This window comes from Dyella choica (genome assembly GCF_003977665.1).
In the GTDB taxonomy this organism is placed as follows: domain Bacteria; phylum Pseudomonadota; class Gammaproteobacteria; order Xanthomonadales; family Rhodanobacteraceae; genus Dyella_B; species Dyella_B choica.
The window spans coordinates 51,200-70,489 of sequence record NZ_RYYV01000004.1; the positions used below are offsets into that span (position 1 = coordinate 51,200).

Here is a 19,290-nt window from a genome sequence, read left to right on the forward strand (position 1 = left end):
ATCACGCTGAAAGCTGGCGCGTAGCTGACGTGCCTGCTTTGAGCAACGTGTTGGCCTGATTTTTTCTGATTCACTAAAGGAATGAGGAAATGAATCCATGAAATTGAAATTTCATCGCACCATGCGCACCGCATTAATCGGCCAGGTCTTTACTGTATTGGCACTCGCTGGCGCTCCGGCTCCCACGCCTGCTTATGCCGCTGCCCCTGCTCTTGCTCCCGCTGCTGCGGCTGTCTGCGGGAATCCATCCTTGTTGACCGGCCCTTCGGCTGCACCGCCAGGTGCCATTACGGTGGAGGCAGGCGACAACCATGCTGTCGACTTCGGCCAAAAAGGGCAGACATACTGGTTTAAGCCCGGCATACACACGTTGGCATCGGACATCTATGGCCAAATCACCCCGGACAACAACAGCACCTTCATCGGTGCCCCGGGCGCAATCCTGGATGGCAAGAACACCAACTTATATGCCTTCACCGGTCAGGCTACCGGGGTGACCATCGAGTACCTGACGATTCAGAACTTTGGGACGGCAGGTGCCAACAACAACGAGGGAGTCGTCAATCACGACGCCGGTCATGGGTGGACCATCCAGAACAACACCATCCAGGGAAATGCGGGTGCTGGTCTGTTTGTTGGAACTTCCAATACGGTCAAATACAACTGCCTGACCCGCAATGGACAATACGGTTTCAGCGCCTATGAGGATAACGGCGTCTCCAATGTGGTGATCGACCACAACGAAATTGCCTACAACAACACCTATGGCTGGGAAACCGCTCAACCCGGCTGCGGCTGCACCGGGGGCGGAAAATTCTGGGCCACCCATACGGCGACCATCACCAACAATTGGTTCCACAACAACCATGAGGGACCGGGATTGTGGGCCGACACCAACAACGATGATTTCGACATCGAAAACAATGTCTTCAGCGATGAAGAAAACTCCGGGATCATCTACGAGACTTCCTACAACGCGTTGATAAAAAATAACGTGTTCCAGCGCAACGCCAATGTTTCAGGCCCCACCAACCCCGGCTTCCCCACCGGCGCCATCTACATTTCCGAAAGCGGCGGTGACAGCCGTGTTCCTGCTCGGTATCAATCCATTGCCATTACCAGCAACACCTTCACCGACAATTGGTCCGGCGTGGTGATCTGGGAAAACGCGGATCGCTACTGCAACTCTCCGGCCGACACCAGCACTGGCGACTGCACGCTGGTCAATCCCAACGTGGCGAACCTTTCAACATGCGTTTCGGGAACCATCAACAACACCCCCTACTTTTCCGACTGCCGCTGGAAAAGCCAGAACGTTCAGGTCAATAACAACGTCTTCAGCTTCTCGCCGTCGAACATCGGATCGAGCTGCACGCCGGCCAATGGCTGTGGATTTCAAGGCCTGTTTTCCAATTGGGGAAGCTATCCCACTTGGTCGCCATATCAGGGCGACATCGTCGAGCAGGCCATCACCTTCAGCCAGGGCAACGTTTTCAGCGGCAATACTTATACCGGCCCTTGGCAATTCATGGCCCATGACCAAGGGGTGACTTTGACGTCCGCCCAATGGCAGGCGGCGCCCTATGGTCAGGATGCAAACAGCAGCTTTCATTGAGCTGCCACGGATGTAACTTGAAGCAAGCTCCTCCCCCTGCTTGCACCTGATTAGCGTCGAGTCTCAGCTGCACGACGGGCGATCCCCTCCCCTGCTTGCACAGGGGAGGGTTAGGGTGGGGTTGTTCGAGCTTGCCGCAGTGCTTGAGTTCGCCGCGAGGTTGCTTCACCCCACCCCAGCCCTCCCCTACTACACGTAGGGGAGGGAGCAGATATACGTCAGTTGAGACATAGCGCTAATCAGGTGCTTGCAGGGGGAGTTTGTGAGGCGGAGATTTCTCCGCCTCAGTTCACCTGCTTGGCCTGAGTTATCAGGCTGCGGTCCAATTGGCGCTGGCTGGCCCCAAGGACAAATTCGAAATAAGTTTTCAGTTTACCGTGTCTGTAGTAGGGATGACTGGCATCCGTATAGACGAAATTATTTGATTTGTCGACACGACCCTGCCAAATATCGACAACAAAGCACTGCTTCTTTTTATCACCGGCATGATAGATATCCAACAACACAAAGTGATGATCAAAGACAGTGCTGCCAACAACCTGGATTGTTACGTTGTCAAAATTGGTGTTGTCCAAAAGATGGAAGACCGCCAAGCCGGACATGTGCAAACACCTTCCTATTTTTGTTTTTTCGGTGATTGCGCCGAGCTTGATCCAGAAACCCCCAATCATCTGAGCTCCCCCAAACTCACTGACATCCGACTTCAACTCTTTCACCTTTCCAGCGATCCACGCGGTGGCGGCACCACTGGTGTTAGTGGCTTGTAGATTGTCAGCCGTGTAGGTGTACCCGCCATCTGGCTTCGGAATATTCGTGACGCTCATCTGCGTCCACTTGGTCAAAGTCGCTTCCCCGATCCAGGCCTTCACATTGTCGACCGAGTATCCCATCGCACACCTCCAGGCAAGAATTCCATTGGAATGGCCTATTGGCCAGCGCCTCATGCAATGCAACTTTCGTATCAGCTCGCAGCCTTTTCGGCATAACTGCGGACATCGATTAAGAACAGCATAAAAGTGGCAGGACAGCGCTCTTGGTGCGATGTCATCCACACTCTATGCGCCGACTGCCGAGAACGGAGCCAGGACCGTATGGACTGCGAAAACCTATGTTCCCCTTATTCCCTGTTCCCGCCATTTATTCCCACCGCCCAAGCTACACGGAGATTGCGTGAAGAACTTGTCAAAAACGGCAGGCACGCAGGGCGCTTGTGGCGGCCCAAGCTTCGAAAAAGATCGCCACTTTCCCGCCGTTGTGCATGAGCGTTATGAATTCGCCTCGACCTCTCCGGCTCACAACTTCCGATCCGGATCCTTGATGTAAGTGCCCGAGAACTCCACCCGAATCCCGATGACGTCCGCCTTCAGCTTGCCGATGTCCACGGTGTCCCCATCACCCTCGGCTACCTTTGGCGTCGAGATGATCCAGTCGGCATAGAGCGTAGGCTCGCTGTAGGACGTGCGGAATTCCTCGGCGATGGCTGCGCGCACGCGCACCGCATCGCCCGGCTGGTCGGCGGGCGTGCCCGCCAGGTCGTAACGGAAGGTCAGATCTACCGGCGCGCCATGGAAATGGAAGGGTTTGGATTCCCGGCCCACCAGGCGCCGGTCGTCGTACGCCCCACCGGTGCGCAACGTGAACTCGACGACGCCACGATTGGGTCGCTTGCCCGGCGCCCATTCCACCCAGACGTGGATTTCCGTTACGCGTACGCGGCTGGTCAAGCCCCAGCCGGATAGCGGGCTGTTTGTGGAACTCAGACACAAGCCAATGCGCTGGCCGTCGAGCAGCGCCTGGCGCTGCGCAGGCGGCACTGTGTATGCCGCACGGCGATACTCCTGCGGCGCCGGCCTGAAACTTTCCAATGCGCGCGCCTGCATCTGCTTGAGGTCGGCAATGGCCTTGAGGTCGCCGGCCAGGTCGGCGATGCCGCGATAGTCATCGCGAGCGACGATCGTGCTGTCCAACGCCCAGTAGCGCCACGCGGCATCGAACTGGTACAGCGCGACCAGCAGCGAGCGCTGCATCGCGCGGTAGTTGCCCCACAACAGCACCATGGTCTGGGTCGACAACATCTGCTGTTGCTTCAAGTTGGCGATCTCGCTTGCCACCGCGTCGTGCTGCCGCGCGGCAATTTCGGCTTGCAGCCGGTTGCGCGCAAGCTCCTGAATCAGTGCCGGCAGGGCCGCCTGCGCGGTGGTGAGCGCACGGCCATAGATCACCAGGATCTTGAGTTCCTTCAGGTACTCCTCCGCTCCGTCGATACCCTCCTTGATGGCGGGCGCGAGCTGTGTCTCCACTTCGACCCACATCTGATCCCAATAGGCAGCGGCTGAAGGCGCACTCTTGGCGTCGTCGGACAGGGCCTCGCGACTGATCGCGGACAGGTCACGCGCGAACTTGCCTGCATCGGCGATCTTGTCGACGGCCGCCACGATGGCCAGGCACAGTTTCACGATTTTCTCGATGGCCTGGCCGACCTTGACCAGCTTCTTCATGATCTCGGCCAGCTTGGCTGCCGTGCTCGCCACGTCTGCCGCCGCCTTGGCCGCGCCGGCGGCACCGCTGGCATTGCCGGCAAACATCGAGCCCACGCCGGCTACAAAGGTGAACACCGCGCCGACAATCGCCCACGCCGCGGCGGCCTCTTTGGCGGCCTTCCACGCGTCCAGGCCGGCCTTGAAAGCGGCTTCGGCACGTCGGACGTTCGCACTCTGAGGCTCGATGGCGTCCTGCGCACGTTTGACGTTGGCGGTAGCCAGGCGCAGGTTCTCGGCCAGCTGTGTGGCAACCAACTGCTGGAACGCGCCAGCATCACCCTTCTCGCCCAGCACCCGCCGCGCCGCCTGCTTGCGCGCTTCAAGCTCGAAGGTGCGGTCGGCCAATCGCGCGTAACTGCCTGCATAGGCCTGCAGGGTGGGCACATGCTCCCGCGCCAGGTCGCCATAGAAGGATGCGCTCAGATACGGCACCTGTTCGGGAAACAGGCGCACCGGCTGCAGCAACTCACGCAGATTTGCCGCAGCCAATGCCAGCGGCTGCCACTCGGCCCGGTCTGGCAGCAGAGCCAACAACCCCTGCAGGCGCGTGCACAGTTCAAGGCCAAGTTCGCCCTTGCCCTGCGCCCCCAGTTCCTGCGCAGCCAGCAGCATCCGCTCCAGCAACGGCTGGCACGCTGCCATCGGCATCAGGGAGAAGTCCATCGGCAGCGGCGTGGCCGGCAGCTGTATATAGCCTTCGCCTTCGACCAAATAGTGCGTCATGATCACTTGGGGCGTCAGGGGATCAGTGAGGTCGTCCGTTCGGCTGATCGTATGCGGTTTGTCAGGGCCCCATGTCAGCAGCTTGGTCAACTGCCCCTTGCAACTAGCGGTCGTGACCATCCCTGCATAGAAGCCGAGAACGGTGATGCTGTCTGAGCGTAGATGGAACGTCGCGTTGGTTTCCAGCCGCCGGGCGAGAACCACCACCATATCGAGCCATTCGCATTCGATGGGATGGAGCACGTCGTGCCGGACATCCACGGTGTCGGCAAATATCAGCAATCGATAATGACTGAAAGTCTCCTTCGATGCCGTAGCCGCATGGTGAAGGACATGCGCCAGATTTAGGCGCACTCCGACAATGACCTGCCACCATTGACCTGGCCTGACCACGCGCTCAAGCGGCCCGGCCGGGCCGGCCTGGTCGATGATCGCATCCCAGTTGGGTTCGTTGGCCTGAAGTGCGCTGTCACTCACCGCCGACTCGATCGACAGGGTTGAGGAAGTCGTAGTCATGCTTATCGCCCCTGAGTGGTCCTTCACGAAACAACATGTTTACGGCAGGCAAAACCCGTGCTGGAACGCATTGCCGGGCAGAACCTGCAAGCCAACCGAGTATAGAGGCAAGCATGCTCCATTGGCGTTCTCATTCGAGCCGCGTAGCCACAATGGTCTACACGACCTTGTCTACCCCGTGCGCATCGTACGAACGGGGACGATCATCCGGAATGGCGTCGCGTTGGCGCTGCTCCACCTGACTCGGTGGCCGTCTATGCAATTTCCTTTAGGTCCCACCCGGCACTCGACGACCCGGCAGGCATTCTGCGAGCATGTCCCCATCAAGGAGGGGGAACGATGAGGATGCTGCGCTTTTGCTGTGCAGGTGTGGGTGTTTTGCTGGCAAGCCACGCCTGGGGGAGTGATTGCCATTTGGGGAAATACGGCACCTTGCCGGTGGAAATGGTTGGGGGGCAAGCCACGACCATGGTGAAAATCAACGGCACCCCTACGCGCCTTGCCCTGGATACCGGGGCCTTTTACAACACCATGTCGAAGGCCGCCGCGACGTCGCTGAGTTTGAGGACACGAGCCCTGCCGATTGGCGTTCGCATCGGCGGTATCGGCGGTTCCTCGGATGCCAGCTACACCGATATCAAGGAATTTGGCGTCCTCGATTCGACGCTGCACAAAATAGATTTTTTTGTGGGTGGTAGCGACACCGGCCGCGGGTTGCTGGGCGCCAACCTGCTCGACGCCGCCGACCTGGAACTGGACCTGGCCAATGGCAAAGCGACGCTGTTTGAAGCGGATCACTGCAATAAGGTGTCGATGGCGTATTGGACCAAGGCCGGCATCTACGACGTAGCCGATATCGAGCCGGCTAATAGCGAGCGCGATCGGCGTACTTTTTTGTCCGTAACCATCAACGGCAAGAAGGTGCGTGCGCTGCTCGATTCGGGGGCTTCGTTCACCCTTCTCACGCGCGATGCCGCCGAGCACGTAGGCATCGATCTGAAGGCGCCGGAGGTAAAACCGGGCAAGCCCACCTACGGCGTTGGCAGCAAGTTGGTCAAGACCTGGATCGTACCCGTCGATAAGTTTACGGTCGGTACGGAGACTATCCAGCACAGCCAGATGGAAGTGCTTGACGGAGGCATTGGCGACGGCAAAACAGACATGTTGCTGGGCGTGGACTTCATCCTTGCGCATCACATGTTCATCGCCAACAGCCAGAAGAAAGTTTATTTCACCTACAACGGCGGGCGCGTGTTTACGTTTGCCACAGCGTCGGGCGATGACGACCACGCTGGCGCTGCGGCTGGCGACAGCCCCAAGACCGCGAACGATTACGCATTGCGTGGCCAGGCGCATCTTTCTCGTGGCGAATCGAAAGCGGCCATGGCCGACCTGGATGAGGCGATTCGCATGGCCCCCGGGCAAGCCGACTACTACGCGGTCCGCGCCAGGGTGTTAGTGGCGCAGAAGCAGCCCGCTGCCGCGCTCTCCGACCTGGACAAGTCCCTTGGCCTTGAGCCCAAGAACGCTGATGCCTTGCTGCTGCGAGCACAGCTTCGCCTTGCGCACGAGGACCGCACGGGAGCCGCCGCCGACGTGACAGCGGCGAACACGCTGGTTTCTGCAGGCTCAACGCAAGCGCGTTGGATTGCCTCGCTGTACATTCAACTCGAGCAACCCACGAGCGCCCTACCCTACCTGGACGATTGGATTCGCTTGCACAGCAACGACGCCCTGCTTGGCTCAGCCCTTAACCAGCGCTGCTGGGCGCGCAGCCTGAGCAACCAGATGCTTGAGGAGGCCTTGAAGGATTGCCGCAAGGCCATCAAGCGTGACGGAGAAAACCCGACCTATCTGGACAGCCTGGGCCTGGTGCAGTTGCGACTGGGACATTACCCCGACTCCATCAAGGCCTACGAGCAGGCCTTGGCGCAACGGCCGCAATTTGCGTGGTCGCGCTACGGCCTGGGTCTGGCGAAAATCCGCCAAGGCCAGACGGATGCAGGCCATGCCGACCTGGTCGCCGCACATGCCATCGATCCGCAAATCGAGGCGCGCGCTGTCAAGTATGGGCTGGGCGCGACTGCGCCATAGGGCAAGCCGAGGTGAAGGGGCCCGTCGGCCCTCAATTACGCCCGCCCCCACTTTATTAGCGTCGAGTCTCAGCTGCACGACGGGCGGCCCCCTCTCCTGCTTGCAGGGGAGGGCTAGGGTGGGGTTGCACGAGCTTGCTGCAGTGCTTGAGTTCGCCGCGAGGTTGCTTCGCCCCACCCTACCTCCTCCTGCTTGCAGGAGGAGAGAAGAAAGGACGGCCCCCTACTACACGTAGGGGAGGGAGCAGATACCCGCCAGCTGAGACATAGCGCCAATCAGGTGCTTGCAGGGGGAGTCCCGGGCAGGCTCTGCAAACGGCGGAGGGCGCCGTTTCCGGCTGCTTGTTCAATCTCGCCTTGAACTCGTTTTTGAGCCGCTTGAATAGGCGCAGGCCTGATTCCATGGCAAGTGCGAAACCGATTCGTCATCCCCATTGGGACGGCTAAAACAGAACTCACTGACACCGTCGCCCTACCCTCGATAGCACCGGCGCCCCCCGCACCTGCCAAGCGGATCCAAATATAGGACGTCTGTTGTCCTATTTGCCGCCTAACGTGTCGCGCCAGGTGAACGCGATAGCGCTCGCTTTGCCCTCATTTATCCGACTCGGGACTTTTTTCATGACGAACCGATTTCTTCCTTTCTGCTTGGCCGGCTTGATGCTGTCGATGCTCCTTTCCAGCCATCCTTCCGATGCGTCCGAAGCCGCAGTGCCAGCCAACAACCCGGTTGCCAGCGCACAAGATGGCTCTCATGACTTCGACTTTCTCTACGGCAAGTGGCACGTGCACAACCGTCACTTGCAAGGGCGTCTGACTGGCTCCCATGAATGGGTGGAATTCGACGCCACTGACGAATTCCAGCCGCTACCGGGCGGCATCGGCAACGAAGAGCACTACCGTACCGAGCACTGGAAGGATTACGTCGGCATTGGCTTGCACTTCTATCATTCTCAAACACGGCAATGGAGTTTGTACTGGGTCGATAACCACAACGATCCCGGCGTTCTGCAACCACCCGTCAATGGCGCTTTCTCCGGCAACGTCGGCACCTTCGAGGGACCGGACACTTTCAATGGAAAACCCATCACAGTGCGCTTCATCTGGAAGGTTGTCAGCAAGAACCAACTCCACTGGGAGCAAGCATTCTCGGCTGACGGTGGCCGCTCCTGGGAAACCAATTGGACCATGGAATTCACCCGCTGATACGTCGGTGCTCCATCTGATCGCAAGCCACCATTCCAAGGACGTTCCATGAAGCAGACCGCACGCCTACTGCTCGGCCTTCTCGCACTTTCCCTTACGCCGGGCGCTTTCGCACAGACACCCCACGAACCCGTCAACGAAGCCACTACAATCGACTTGAACAGCGTCAAGCACCTGCAGGATTTCCAGGTGGTCGAGTTTCGTCGTTACGTCACGGCGAACGGTGAGCGAACGCATTTCGTCAAATTCTTCGAAGCTTTCTTTCCCGAAACCTTCGAGCAGTTGGGCGCAATCGTTTTCGGCCAATTCACGGAGCGTGGCAATCCCAATCGTTTCACATGGCTACGCGGCTTCAAGGATATCAGCGCGCGCCCGATCGTCAGTGCAGCTTTCTATTACGGACCTGTGTGGAAGGAGCACAGGAGCAAGGTGAACGCTATCCTTCCAGATAGCGACAACGTCTCGCTAATGCGTCCGCTGCGGCCTGAGCAAAGCATCCCCGTATTGCCGGCAGTCGATCCCGTAGCCGAACAAGACGGCGCGCATGGCGTCGTGGTGGCGCAAATCTTTACCATCAAAAAAGGCAGCGAAGAGGTTTTTGCCAAACAGGCTCAAGCGGCATTTGCCAAATACGAGATCGCGGGCGTTCATCCGGCCGGCGTACTGGTTTCCCTTGATGTGCCGAACAACTTCCCGCAATTGCCGATACGGACAGACGGGCCTTTCCTCGTCTGGCTGGGCGTGGTCAAAGACGACTCAACGCTGGACAAGCAGCTCGCGCCACGCCTGACATCGGCTGAAGAGTCGCTGACGGCAACCGGTCTGCTACGTGGCATGCCAGAACGCGTAGTCATGGACCCGACTTCTCGCTCGCGCTTGCGCTGGTTGTCCAATGAAGCGGCCAAAGCATCGCCATGACGCGCTACGAATGGTGCGGTTAATGGCGCTAACTTAAGGATGGCCTGAGAAAATCCGTCCTGGATTTCTTAGACGCGCATCCTTGCACCGCGGAAGCTCTGAATAAATCAGAGCTTCCTTAAGCGTTCGCCATGTCGCGCTGGGGCTGCCATGCCATGTCGCTCACTGGCCCAGCTTCACCATCACAACACCATGCGGCGCCACCTTCGCCGTGAAATGACCGGTGACGCTGCCCAGCGACTTGTGTGTCCACAGGTCACGCACCTTGAGCGCGACGGTGGTCGGAAAACCCAGGTCGGTCCAGTTCGCCGTGATGTCCGCCGGCCGTTCGCTACGGTTGAACAGGACCACCGCCCGGCCGCCGTCGGCCAGCGGCCTGGCCCACACTTCCAGCTCGTCGTCCTTGCGCACGCGGTGCCCCGCGCGACCCAGGCCATCCTGATCGACGGCAATCACCTCGCGATTGAGCAGGGTGGCGCGGGTCGCATCGCTCATCTGGGCGATGTCGTTGCCGGCAATCAGGGGCGCAGCGATCATCGCCCACAGGCTGAATTGCGCACGGTATTCGTCGTCGCTCATGCCGCCATTGCCGATTTCCAGCATGTCCGGGTCGTTCCAGTGCCCCGGACCGGCGTAGCCATACAGCGGCTCGGTGAGGTCGAGGATGTTGACCATGCCCAGACTGGTGCCCTTGCGCCCCGCCCAGGCATCGTAGATGTCCTCAGTGGTACGCCACAGGTTGCCGATCTTCTCGCCCCATTCCCACGGCATGGACTTGTCCACCATCGTGGGCCGGCTGATGCCCCAGTCGCAGATCGAGAAGACGATGTCACGCCCGGTGGAGCGCAGCGCATCGGCCATGAGTGCGTAGGCCTCCTCGCTGTTGCGCGTGCCGGTGTAGCACCAGTCGTATTTCAAGTAGTCGACACCCCAGCGGGCGTAGGCAAGTGCGTCCTGGTACTCGTGGCCCTGGCTGCCAAGGTGCCTGCCGCAGGTCATGCTGCCCGCGTCCGAATAGATGCCGAACTTAAGTCCTTTAGCGTGGACGTAGTCGGCCAGTGCCTTGATGCCTGAGGGGAACTTGGCAGGATCGGGCAGAATGTTGCCATCGGCGTCCCGCTTGCCCTGCCAGCAGTCGTCGATGACAACGTACTGATAACCGGCATCGCGCATGCCGCTTGCCAGCATGGCGTCCGTGACGGCACGCACGGTTCTCTCGTCGATGTTGCAGCCGAACTTGTTCCAGCTGTTCCACCCCATCGGCGGCGTCTTGGCCAGGCCGTTGGCGGTACGCGTCGGATCATGCGACTCCCGGAAGATCGAACGGTTCGGCCCCATCTCCATGTTGAACAACTTCTGGCTGTCCGGCTCGTTGCCCGGCGGCGTCTGCGCCGAAACTCGCACAGCCGGCGCCAATAGGAGCGACAGCACCACGAGCATGCTGAGCATCCATGGGCGCCAACGGTGGCCAGAATTTGATGGGAACATTATCGATGGTCTCCGAATGCACGGCGCGAAATGCACGGCGTATTTGTCATACATTACTACCATACAAGAGACGCTCAGAAAATTGCTTTTTTGCGGCATGCGGAATGCAGCACATGGCATGCGGAAAACTGCATAAGGAGAAAAATCCGAGGCATCCGAACGTTTCCCATCGGGAAGCAACGTTTAGGAAACGGCACCCTCCCTTGTTTGCAGGGGAGGGCCGGGGTGGGGTTTCACGAGCTTGCGGCAGTGTTTGAGTTCAACGCGAGGTTGCTTCACCCCACCCCAGCCCTCCCCTACTACACGTAGGGGAGGGAGCCGTTGTTCGCCAGCTGAGACATAACGCTAATCAGGTGCAAGCAGGGGGAGGAGCTTGCTTCAGGCACGGGCGCTCGATAGTCCGCCGCCCTCCCCCATCATGGATCGCCCAACCTGATGCATAGCGTTTCCAGCGATCGAAACAACACGGAGCGGCGCCAGTCAGGAGGCTCGTCGACCAGTTCGGCACGGCACAACACAGGCGCGAGCGACTCGAACGCGGCGCGCGCCTCATGTCGCGCCAGACCGACACCAAGGCACGTATGGATGCCCGCACCGAAAGAGACATGGCGGATCTTCGGTCGGGAAGGATCGAATCGATCCGGATCGCCAACGTCCTGCGGGTCGCGATTGGCCGCCGCGAGGCAGCAGACTACCGAGTCGCCGGCGCAGAAGCGGTAGCCTTCGCATTCGATGTCCTCGCGAACTACGCGGCCCGCAAGATGGACCGGCGACTCGAAGCGAAGCGTCTCTTCGACCACTGCAGCCGACCTTTCGGCGGGGTTCGCAGCAAGCTCGACCAATGCGTCCCGATGACGCAGCAGTGAGAGCACGCCGTTGCAGATCAGGTTTCGGCTCGTTTCCTGGCCCGTAACCAGAATCAGGATGATGGAATCGATGGCTTGCTGTCGGCTCAAGCGGCCGAGCGAGATGGCATTGCCGAGCTGCGCGATCACTGTATTGGCGTCGCGATCTCCTGCAAGCTTGAGCTGGGCACCGACGTACGCCCGCAGGGTACGCGCCGCCTCTGCGGCGCATGCGTAGACGTCCGGGGAGCGTTTGACGTCGAGCGCTTGCGCGAGCGGCTTTGCCCACATCCGTATCCACGGCGCGTCTTCCACGGGAACGCCAACGAACAGGCACAGGCAGGTGAGCACATAGGGAATCGCATAGTCAGCCATCACGTCGAGGCTCGCACGCTGCTCGATCCGCGCCGTCATGGCACAGGCAATGTCCCGGCATCGGTCGTGCATCACCTGGAGTGCATCACGCGAAAATGCATCGGCCAGCGCCGACCGCAACGTCGTGTGATACGGGGGGTCGCGAAACATGACCCAGTGGTCAACGAGGTGATAAAGCTCCTGCAATTCGGGCGGCAGCAGGCCCGGATCGGCGCTGCGATGGCTTTCGCGGCCAAAGCGGCTGTCTGCCAGGATGGCACGCGTCAAGGCATTGCCCAGCACGTACCAGCCGCCTTCGATACCCGCATTGACCGGCTTGCCCCAATGAACCGGGGCAATGTTTCGATAGCGCGCGTAGTAGTCGTACGGCGCTTCGTGCAGCGCTTCGGCGAGTGGATCGAATCGCAGCATGGTGTCGCGCTCAGGTCGTGCAGGCGACTGCGCTGACGGTCACGCGGCCTGGCGCGCTCGTGCATCCCCGTTGGCAGCAGGCGCCGCATAGAGGTGTAGTTCGTGGAAATAACCACGAAATACGGCGGCAATTTCCCGAATCAGGCCCTCCAGGATTTGCATCGGGTAACGGCGCGCCTGCATGACCGAACACGCGATGTCGACCATCACATCGTAATGTCCGTCCTTGTCGTCTATGCCGGTGTGAGCGCGGGCGCCTTTGACATGGTCTTCGGAGAGCGCGGCGCCGGCACGTTCCACCACCTTGCGTGACGCGATCGAGGAATTCCATTCAACGTACAGCGAGTACGCGACAGCCGGAAGCGAGCCGAACTCGGCGATTCGTTGCATCAGCAATTGCATCAACACGGTCGTGGCAGGCATCGGCGGCGTGCCGAGCACCGCGGTCTCGGACAAGCCATGAGCCTTCAGATCGGCAAGATAGAGCCGGTCATGGTTCATTTCGGTCTCGACATAGTCGGCCCACCGCCTTGCCGCTTCGTAGTCCTCCTGCACCATCGCGGCGAGCGCCAACGCGTCGGTGGCTGCCGTGGCTCGGATTCGGCGGACAGTTTCGACGCGATGCCGCAGATAGTATTTGATATCGAGCTTCTCTTTCTCGTCGATGAGATGGTTGGCGCGTGGAACGGTGGCTCCGAACGTGGACGCCTCTTCGTTCAACAGCTGCTCGATCGCTTGACGCGTAGACTTGAGGACTGATTCGGGCGTTTTCATGATGACTCGCTTTTCCTCGAATTTTGTGGATGGATTTGGTTTGTCGTAGTTCTCACGTTGCGACATTGAAGAAGAAATTCTGCGTGAGCCTGCCATCATCCGAACTTCGACCGAATCCGCTCAGTCGCGCATGGAATTGGCGGCTATCGAATACGATGCATCGATTGAAGCGCATGGGTACGGCGGCCAGCTGGTCCCACTTGCTGTCGATGTCGAAGCCATCTTTCTCAAACGTTTTCAGCAACGTCTCCGGCGTCTTGTTGGTGCGAGCCATCGCTTCGCGCCAAGCGCTAGATTCGAAGTCAGGCACATCATCCCAGCCTGTCTCACGATGGCGATAGAATGCCGTGCCGCCTTCGCATTGGCTGGGCTCGTTCAAGTAGACGATCGCCGCGTAGCGCGTCACCATCGAATCGAAGTGAACCCAGGTCTTGCGATCGGGATCGTCCTGCTCTCGCTCGAAGATCAATCGAAACTCCCCAGTTGGCATATGCCAGTAGATGAGCTTGCGCAACTGGTCTGCAATCAATTCGAGCCCCACCTGGCTGAAGCCGTGTTGAGGCATGGTAAGCTGACCCTTGTAGTACGTTTTTTCCTGGCTCGATTCCATCTCCTTGAAGGGGAGCGACAGCGCGTAGCGCCGTACGAGGTCCGGATCGGGATAGAAGTTGTCAATGATGCAAAGACGAAGATTGCTCATATTGCCACCCATATAGTGCGGCACCAAACGCAGTGCCGTCGTGGACCGCAGGTTGGACGAACACTTCGCTTACAGGCAAGGCATGGCGGATGCGTGAGCACAACGCCTGATTCAGTGCGGGATCGCCCGCCAGGCATAGACAGGTGCAACCGGTCTTCTCCAACGCCAGCGCACTCAAACTCAACATCGTTTCCTCGAACGAGGATCGCGCGCCCGATGGGTCGAGCTGGTCGCGCGAAACCCGTGCAAGCTTGCAGATGCCACCCGCGCTGGCGTGAAAAATATCCGCCCGCTCAAGGGGCGGGACGAACGCCCCCGGCGCGCCACCCAACCGGACTGCGCCGCCTTCACTTCCACTGATAATGAGGATGGCGGCTTCATCGTATCCGGATGCGTGCAGAGCACTATATGCCTGAGCCAATGCAGGGTCCACCACCAGCATGCGCGATTGCGGCGAGCACGGCAGCCGCAACACGCAGTCCGCCACGGTCAGTCTGCGCGACCGACTCGCTGCGGGGCTTGCGTCGCAAAACACGATCACGTCGACGTCGACGTAGGCAATGCCAGCGCTCGACAGACAATATTCGACGCTTCGCTCAGGCATGCTCATGGGGTGCAAACCGTAGTCGCCGGGCAATACTTGCTCGCACTGGCCGCTCAACTGCGCCTCCTCGATCGAGACCGGACTGCCCCGCTCTCCCAGCAGGCAGGCACATGGATGATGCGAGAGAGCGACGCCAAGTGTGTACACCGTTTCTTCCCTATTTCGATGGCATGTCGATGTGTCTTCCGCAGCTCGGCCCGAAAAGTTTCCATCGTTCGTCAGACGCCACGGCGTATCGGACCTCCAAGCTTCGCATTCTCTCGTGCGAGGCATTCGCAGGTGTCGATCGTTGCGCGCAATACGTTTTGCATCGCCCGCATCCCCGCGCCGTGGTGTGACATCAGCTGGTCGAGCAGAGCACCTTCCTCGAATTCGAATGCATAGCGTGTCTTGGCGGTTTCCCCATAGGCAATGAGACGTTCCGCAAATGCCGGATCGAATGCCACCATCATCAGCAGCTTTTCCAGTTGCGAGAAAGAAGGATCAGCGCGCTCTTCGGCGGCCTCGGCCGGTGCGCGCGCGCCTGCAGGATCTACCGGCGCCGACGTGTCTGTTGTCGGCGTCGGTAGTGGGGTTAAGGCGCGCGCGTCTTCGCTCATTTGAAGGGAGGCTGCCTACACCCACGCAGCAGCCTTTCGTTTTTTGTCGCGTTACTTCACGACATCCATGGCCACCGGACCGGCAAGGCTCGGCACATGGACCCGGAACGTCTGAGATGCCAAGCCCGGATGCTGCGCGGCGAGGCCTACATAACCCGGCGAGAGGCCCGTAACGTGGGGTTGTGCGTAGGCGAGTCCCGCCAGACCCGGCATGGGGGCAACCAGCCCAGCCAAGCCTGGAATGATCCCGGTCAGACCAGGTGCATAGACCTGTCCCGCCAGACCCGGATTGAATCCGGCTAGACCAGGCACATAGCCAAGCCCTCCCAGGCCCGGATGGATCCCGGCTAGACCAGGCGTGTGATAGGCAAGCCCCGCCAGACCCGGGTGGAATCCGGCCAGGCCGGGCGTAAAGCCGAGCCCCGCCAGGCCCGGATGGATTCCAGCTAGACCAGGCGTGTAATAAGCAAGCCCCGCCAGACCCGGTTGGAATCCGGCCAGGCCGGGCGTATAGCCAAGTCCTGCCAGGCCTGGATGGATGCCGGCTAGACCCGGCTGATAGGCAAGCCCCGCCAGACCCGGGTGGAATCCGGCCAGGCCGGGCGTATAGCCAAGCCCTGCCAGGCCCGGATGGATGCCGGCCAGACCAGGCGTGTGATAGGCAAGCCCCGCCAGACCCGGGTGGAATCCGGCCAGACCGGGTGTATAGCCTAGCCCTGCCAGGCCCGGATGGATTCCAGCCAGACCAGGCGTGTAATGGGCAAGCCCCGCCAGACCCGGCGCGAATCCTGCCAGACCGGGCGAGAACGTAAACCCGGGTTGTCCACCCCATCCACCCCAAGGAATGCCACCGGGCACGTTTCCAGGCACGTTTCCGGGCACGTTCCCGGGCACATTTCCAGGCACGTTCCCGGGCACGTTCATGTAACCAGCAAGATTGGGTTGATTGAATTCAGGAATGCCGTAATTCATGTTCCCTCCGTCACATTCATAGATGAATGGCGCAGACTGGGTTCCGCATCGGCCTTCGAGCGCCGCGCCTCACCTCGATGCCAATCGGTGAGCGGCACTCAAGAAACTAGCGGCCGCCCCAAGTTTTTCGCTCGCAGTAACTCCCCGTTGAGGATTGCCCCAGCGGAGGCGTGGCGCACAGCGACAGGTTCGGGAGCGCTTGCTTACTTAGTAGAGGCAGTACTGCATGCCGGGCATGGATCCGCCCACAGGGATCCGCATCGGGGCCGGATCTTCAATTTGCGAGACCTGGCGGGTGGCGATGTTGAAATGGACCAGAAAGCGCGGCGCGAACAAGGAAATCTTCCGTTCCGTGCAGCTGAATTCGAACACGATGCGAGCCTCGTCCGGATCGCTTTCACCGTTCAGGCAATAAGCCGTACGAAATACTTCGGCATCGAGCAAGTGCTCGATGAAGTGACTTTGGACTTGTGGATCCTTGAGCGCCTCGATCACGTACGGCCATGACGGGTTCGACGTCGCCCCAAGCAGCCCTTGCGCATCGGCGACGGCTTTTTCCAGGGCACCGAGGAGTTCAGTTTCCGGCCCGGACGGCTTGCCTTGAAGTTCTGACTCGGGCTCTCGTGCAACAGATGGGTTTTTCGTACGCTTTTCCATGTCACCTCCTTATCATGGTCATGCGACGATCCGTTCGGCATTCAAGATGCGCATCTCTGCGCAAGACGGCTATCCGATTGAACGGCCGCCAACGTCTCGCCATCGATTCGACACTGTGCCCAACGACTACGTCTGCGTTCACTACGCCCACGTTCATGACTTGGCATGCGAAGGCTGCTAGTGCGACGCTGCTGCGGCACTGCGCCCTCCCTCGGCGTGAGCAAACATTGTCTGGGATGCCGACCGCACAATGAAGGTTCAGATTCGTATCAGATTCTCGAAATGCGATTCACGCGACCGCGAGCGTGCGGCTCCATGCATGGAGTTGCTCGACACTTGCATTGACTCCGCCGCATACGATGACAATTACATTTCTTGCACGTTGCAGCGCCGGCAGATCGGCGTCGAGTGCTGCAACCGATGCGCCACAGGCCGGCTCGACCACTACGCGGTGCTCTTCCAGCAATTCAAGGCAGCCGGCGACCGCTGCAGCGTCGCTTACTACCGCGCTCTCGACCGGATGCTGTGTCGCCGCACGCAGCGCCGCGGACGAAACCGCGCGGGCACCCAATGAGGTTGCTATGCTGGAAATCGCAGGCAAATTGACCACCCGATTCGCTTTCAGTGCTTGTGCGTAGGAATCCGCACCGACTGTCTCTGCCGCAATCACCGGCACGTTGTGCCAGTCATTGCGGCGCAACCCCTCGATAACACCGCACAACAAACCTCCGCCACCCACCGACAGAATGATTGCGTCAGGTTGAGACGCCGACCGCGCGATTTCGTCGATCATGGACGCGTGCCCCATCCAAAGCAATTCGTCGTCGAATGGATGAATGAATGCATCATTTTCATGTACAAGACTGCGTGCGAAGGCATCAGCTTCATTCCAGCTGTCGCCATGAACGATGACTTCAGCGTCTTCCCGTGCAATGAGGCGCCTTGCCCGCTCCGGCGTCGTTTTCGGTACCACGACAACAACTGGCACGCCGAGCTTGCGCCCTGCATAAGCCACGGCCAAGCCGGCATTACCGCCGGATGATGAAATGAAACGTTCCGCGCCACGCTCGCGATAGATCGAACACGCATAGCCCATGCCGCGATTCTTGAACGAACCGGTCGGTTGCCACGCCTCCATTTTTAGAGAAATCGTTTTCATGCAACGCCTGGACAAGGCTCGTGACTCCAACAGTGGTGTTTCGAAGTGAGTAATCATGTCACCCTCGGTGTTGAATCGATCCAAATGGCTGTCGACACGAAAATTTCTGAACACCCTCTTCTGCTTTTGCTCGTGGTCTTGTAGGCGAGCGACGCGCAGTATATAAATTGTGCACTGAAAGGGGTTCGATGGTTTGTGGCGCTTGTGAAACGGAAGTAACGTCAACATCTCCGCACACTTCAGGACATCCATTCGCCGTGACTACCACTGGTCGCGATACGTTTGAGGGTGCTCGCACACAAGGCCGCGTTGTTCTTGAGGCGGAGCTGCTGAAGCATTTGCGATATAGCCGCCAACTCAGCCAGGACGAATTGGCGAACGAATGTTCTCTGCGACACATCAGGGTGTCGATTTCATCGATCAAGCGAGCGGAAACCAGCAAGCCGGTCTTGTTCAGAATCGCCCGCGAACTGGCACGTTTCTTTGATGTTCCCGCTGAGCAGCTGATCTGCAGCAATGCGCCCGAAGCGAGTAATGGCAAGGCTTTGGAGCATGGAGCGCCCCAGTTTGTCGTCCGTGAAGAACTGGCGAAAGTCAACGCGATCGACGCACCGCACGCCTATCCAAACACCCTGGAAGCGCGCGACGAGCTGCGCAGCTATGTGGAAGCGCTTTCGCTCGCCAATAAGGCATTGCGCCCGGACTGTCCGGCCACAGTCCGTAACGAACTCGCCCGTCTCAAAGGGGTGCTCCTGAAACTGCTCGACCTGCCGGAAAATTCGATGCTCTATTTGCTCGCAATGGCCGAGCTGGCGCAGAACGACGGCGAGCACTGCGAGGCGTGGTGCGAGCTTGCCGACGCGTATCGCCATCTTGGCCTGGAGTCGTTCCAGTAATGGCGGCGGCGTGCTCGACTTATAGAGCTACTGAACTACAAACTCGACTTCTCCACTTGATCCTGGAGCAAGTCCAACGGCCAATACGTGCACGTGATTGCTCATCACCGGTCTTTTCTGGACGGTCTTTTCTGGTCTTTTCTGGAGGTCTTTTCTGAGGTCTTTTCTGGACATCCACTATTGGTCTTTTCTGGACATC

General features: G+C 59.5%; 16 protein-coding genes. 5 read left to right on the top strand and 11 right to left on the bottom strand.

Annotated elements, in window-relative coordinates:
• Nucleotides 1-97 precede the first annotated feature (97 nt).
• Nucleotides 98-1,615 carry a right-handed parallel beta-helix repeat-containing protein gene (locus EKH80_RS06430; RefSeq protein ID WP_230473461.1) on the top strand — a complete coding sequence of 506 codons (1,518 nt, stop codon included), beginning with the start codon at nt 98-100 and terminating at the stop codon, nt 1,613-1,615.
• 284 nt (nt 1,616-1,899) lie between these two features.
• Here EKH80_RS06430 and EKH80_RS06435 read toward each other — a convergent pair whose 3' ends face one another.
• Nucleotides 1,900-2,505, bottom strand: a complete 606-nt coding sequence (locus EKH80_RS06435) for a hypothetical protein (protein WP_126683917.1) — start codon at nt 2,503-2,505, stop codon at nt 1,900-1,902.
• Nucleotides 2,506-2,907: 402 nt separating this feature from the next.
• Nucleotides 2,908-5,394 carry a hypothetical protein gene (locus EKH80_RS06440; protein WP_126683918.1) on the bottom strand — a complete coding sequence of 829 codons (2,487 nt, stop codon included), beginning with the start codon at nt 5,392-5,394 and terminating at the stop codon, nt 2,908-2,910.
• A 339-nt stretch (nt 5,395-5,733) separates the two neighbouring features.
• Here EKH80_RS06440 and EKH80_RS06445 point away from each other — a divergent pair, with 339 nt between their 5' ends.
• The 3 genes from EKH80_RS06445 (at nt 5,734) to EKH80_RS06455 (ending at nt 9,611) form a co-directional block, all read left to right on the top strand.
• Nucleotides 5,734-7,488 (top strand): aspartyl protease family protein, encoded by a 1,755-nt coding sequence (locus EKH80_RS06445; protein ID WP_230473462.1) that lies wholly within the window; start codon nt 5,734-5,736, stop codon nt 7,486-7,488.
• A 533-nt stretch (nt 7,489-8,021) separates the two neighbouring features.
• Complete coding sequence (locus tag EKH80_RS06450; protein WP_126683919.1) at nt 8,022-8,693, top strand: hypothetical protein; 672 nt, start codon at nt 8,022-8,024, stop codon at nt 8,691-8,693.
• Nucleotides 8,694-8,741: 48 nt separating this feature from the next.
• On the top strand, nt 8,742-9,611 hold the full coding sequence (locus EKH80_RS06455; protein WP_126683920.1) for a single stranded DNA-binding domain-containing protein: 870 nt from the start codon (nt 8,742-8,744) through the stop codon (nt 9,609-9,611).
• 162 nt (nt 9,612-9,773) lie between these two features.
• On the opposite strand, the gene EKH80_RS06460 is transcribed toward EKH80_RS06455, so the two are convergent.
• The 9 genes from EKH80_RS06460 to EKH80_RS06500 form a co-directional block, all read right to left on the bottom strand.
• Nucleotides 9,774-11,060 (bottom strand): glycoside hydrolase family 27 protein, encoded by a 1,287-nt coding sequence (locus EKH80_RS06460; protein ID WP_230473463.1) that lies wholly within the window; start codon nt 11,058-11,060, stop codon nt 9,774-9,776.
• A gap of 455 nt (nt 11,061-11,515) precedes the next feature.
• Nucleotides 11,516-12,730: a cytochrome P450 gene (locus EKH80_RS06465; protein WP_126683921.1), complete on the bottom strand. Its 1,215-nt coding sequence runs from the start codon at nt 12,728-12,730 to the stop codon at nt 11,516-11,518.
• Between the two features lie 39 nt (nt 12,731-12,769).
• Complete coding sequence (locus EKH80_RS06470; protein ID WP_126683922.1) at nt 12,770-13,504, bottom strand: heme oxygenase-like domain-containing protein; 735 nt, start codon at nt 13,502-13,504, stop codon at nt 12,770-12,772.
• Nucleotides 13,505-13,556: 52 nt separating this feature from the next.
• Nucleotides 13,557-14,204, bottom strand: coding sequence for a DUF6445 family protein (locus tag EKH80_RS06475; protein ID WP_126683923.1), 648 nt, complete (start codon nt 14,202-14,204; stop codon nt 13,557-13,559).
• Entirely contained in the window at nt 14,176-14,955 is a 780-nt protein-coding gene (locus EKH80_RS06480) for a carbamoyltransferase N-terminal domain-containing protein (protein WP_158628774.1), read from the bottom strand. Before EKH80_RS06480 ends, EKH80_RS06475 begins: the two co-directional genes overlap by 29 nt.
• 71 nt (nt 14,956-15,026) lie before the next feature.
• Nucleotides 15,027-15,407: a hypothetical protein gene (locus EKH80_RS06485; protein ID WP_126683925.1), complete on the bottom strand. Its 381-nt coding sequence runs from the start codon at nt 15,405-15,407 to the stop codon at nt 15,027-15,029.
• A gap of 51 nt (nt 15,408-15,458) precedes the next feature.
• Nucleotides 15,459-16,379 (bottom strand): hypothetical protein, encoded by a 921-nt coding sequence (locus EKH80_RS06490; RefSeq protein ID WP_126683926.1) that lies wholly within the window; start codon nt 16,377-16,379, stop codon nt 15,459-15,461.
• 207 nt (nt 16,380-16,586) lie between these two features.
• The gene (locus tag EKH80_RS06495) at nt 16,587-17,036 is read right to left on the bottom strand and encodes a hypothetical protein (protein ID WP_126683927.1); all 450 of its coding nucleotides are present in this window, start codon (nt 17,034-17,036) and stop codon (nt 16,587-16,589) included.
• Nucleotides 17,037-17,325: 289 nt separating this feature from the next.
• Nucleotides 17,326-18,252, bottom strand: a complete 927-nt coding sequence (locus EKH80_RS06500) for a pyridoxal-phosphate dependent enzyme (protein WP_126683928.1) — start codon at nt 18,250-18,252, stop codon at nt 17,326-17,328.
• 131 nt (nt 18,253-18,383) lie between these two features.
• Here EKH80_RS06500 and EKH80_RS23955 point away from each other — a divergent pair, with 131 nt between their 5' ends.
• Entirely contained in the window at nt 18,384-19,091 is a 708-nt protein-coding gene (locus EKH80_RS23955; protein ID WP_196240345.1) for a helix-turn-helix domain-containing protein, read from the top strand.
• Nucleotides 19,092-19,290: the final 199 nt, after the last annotated feature.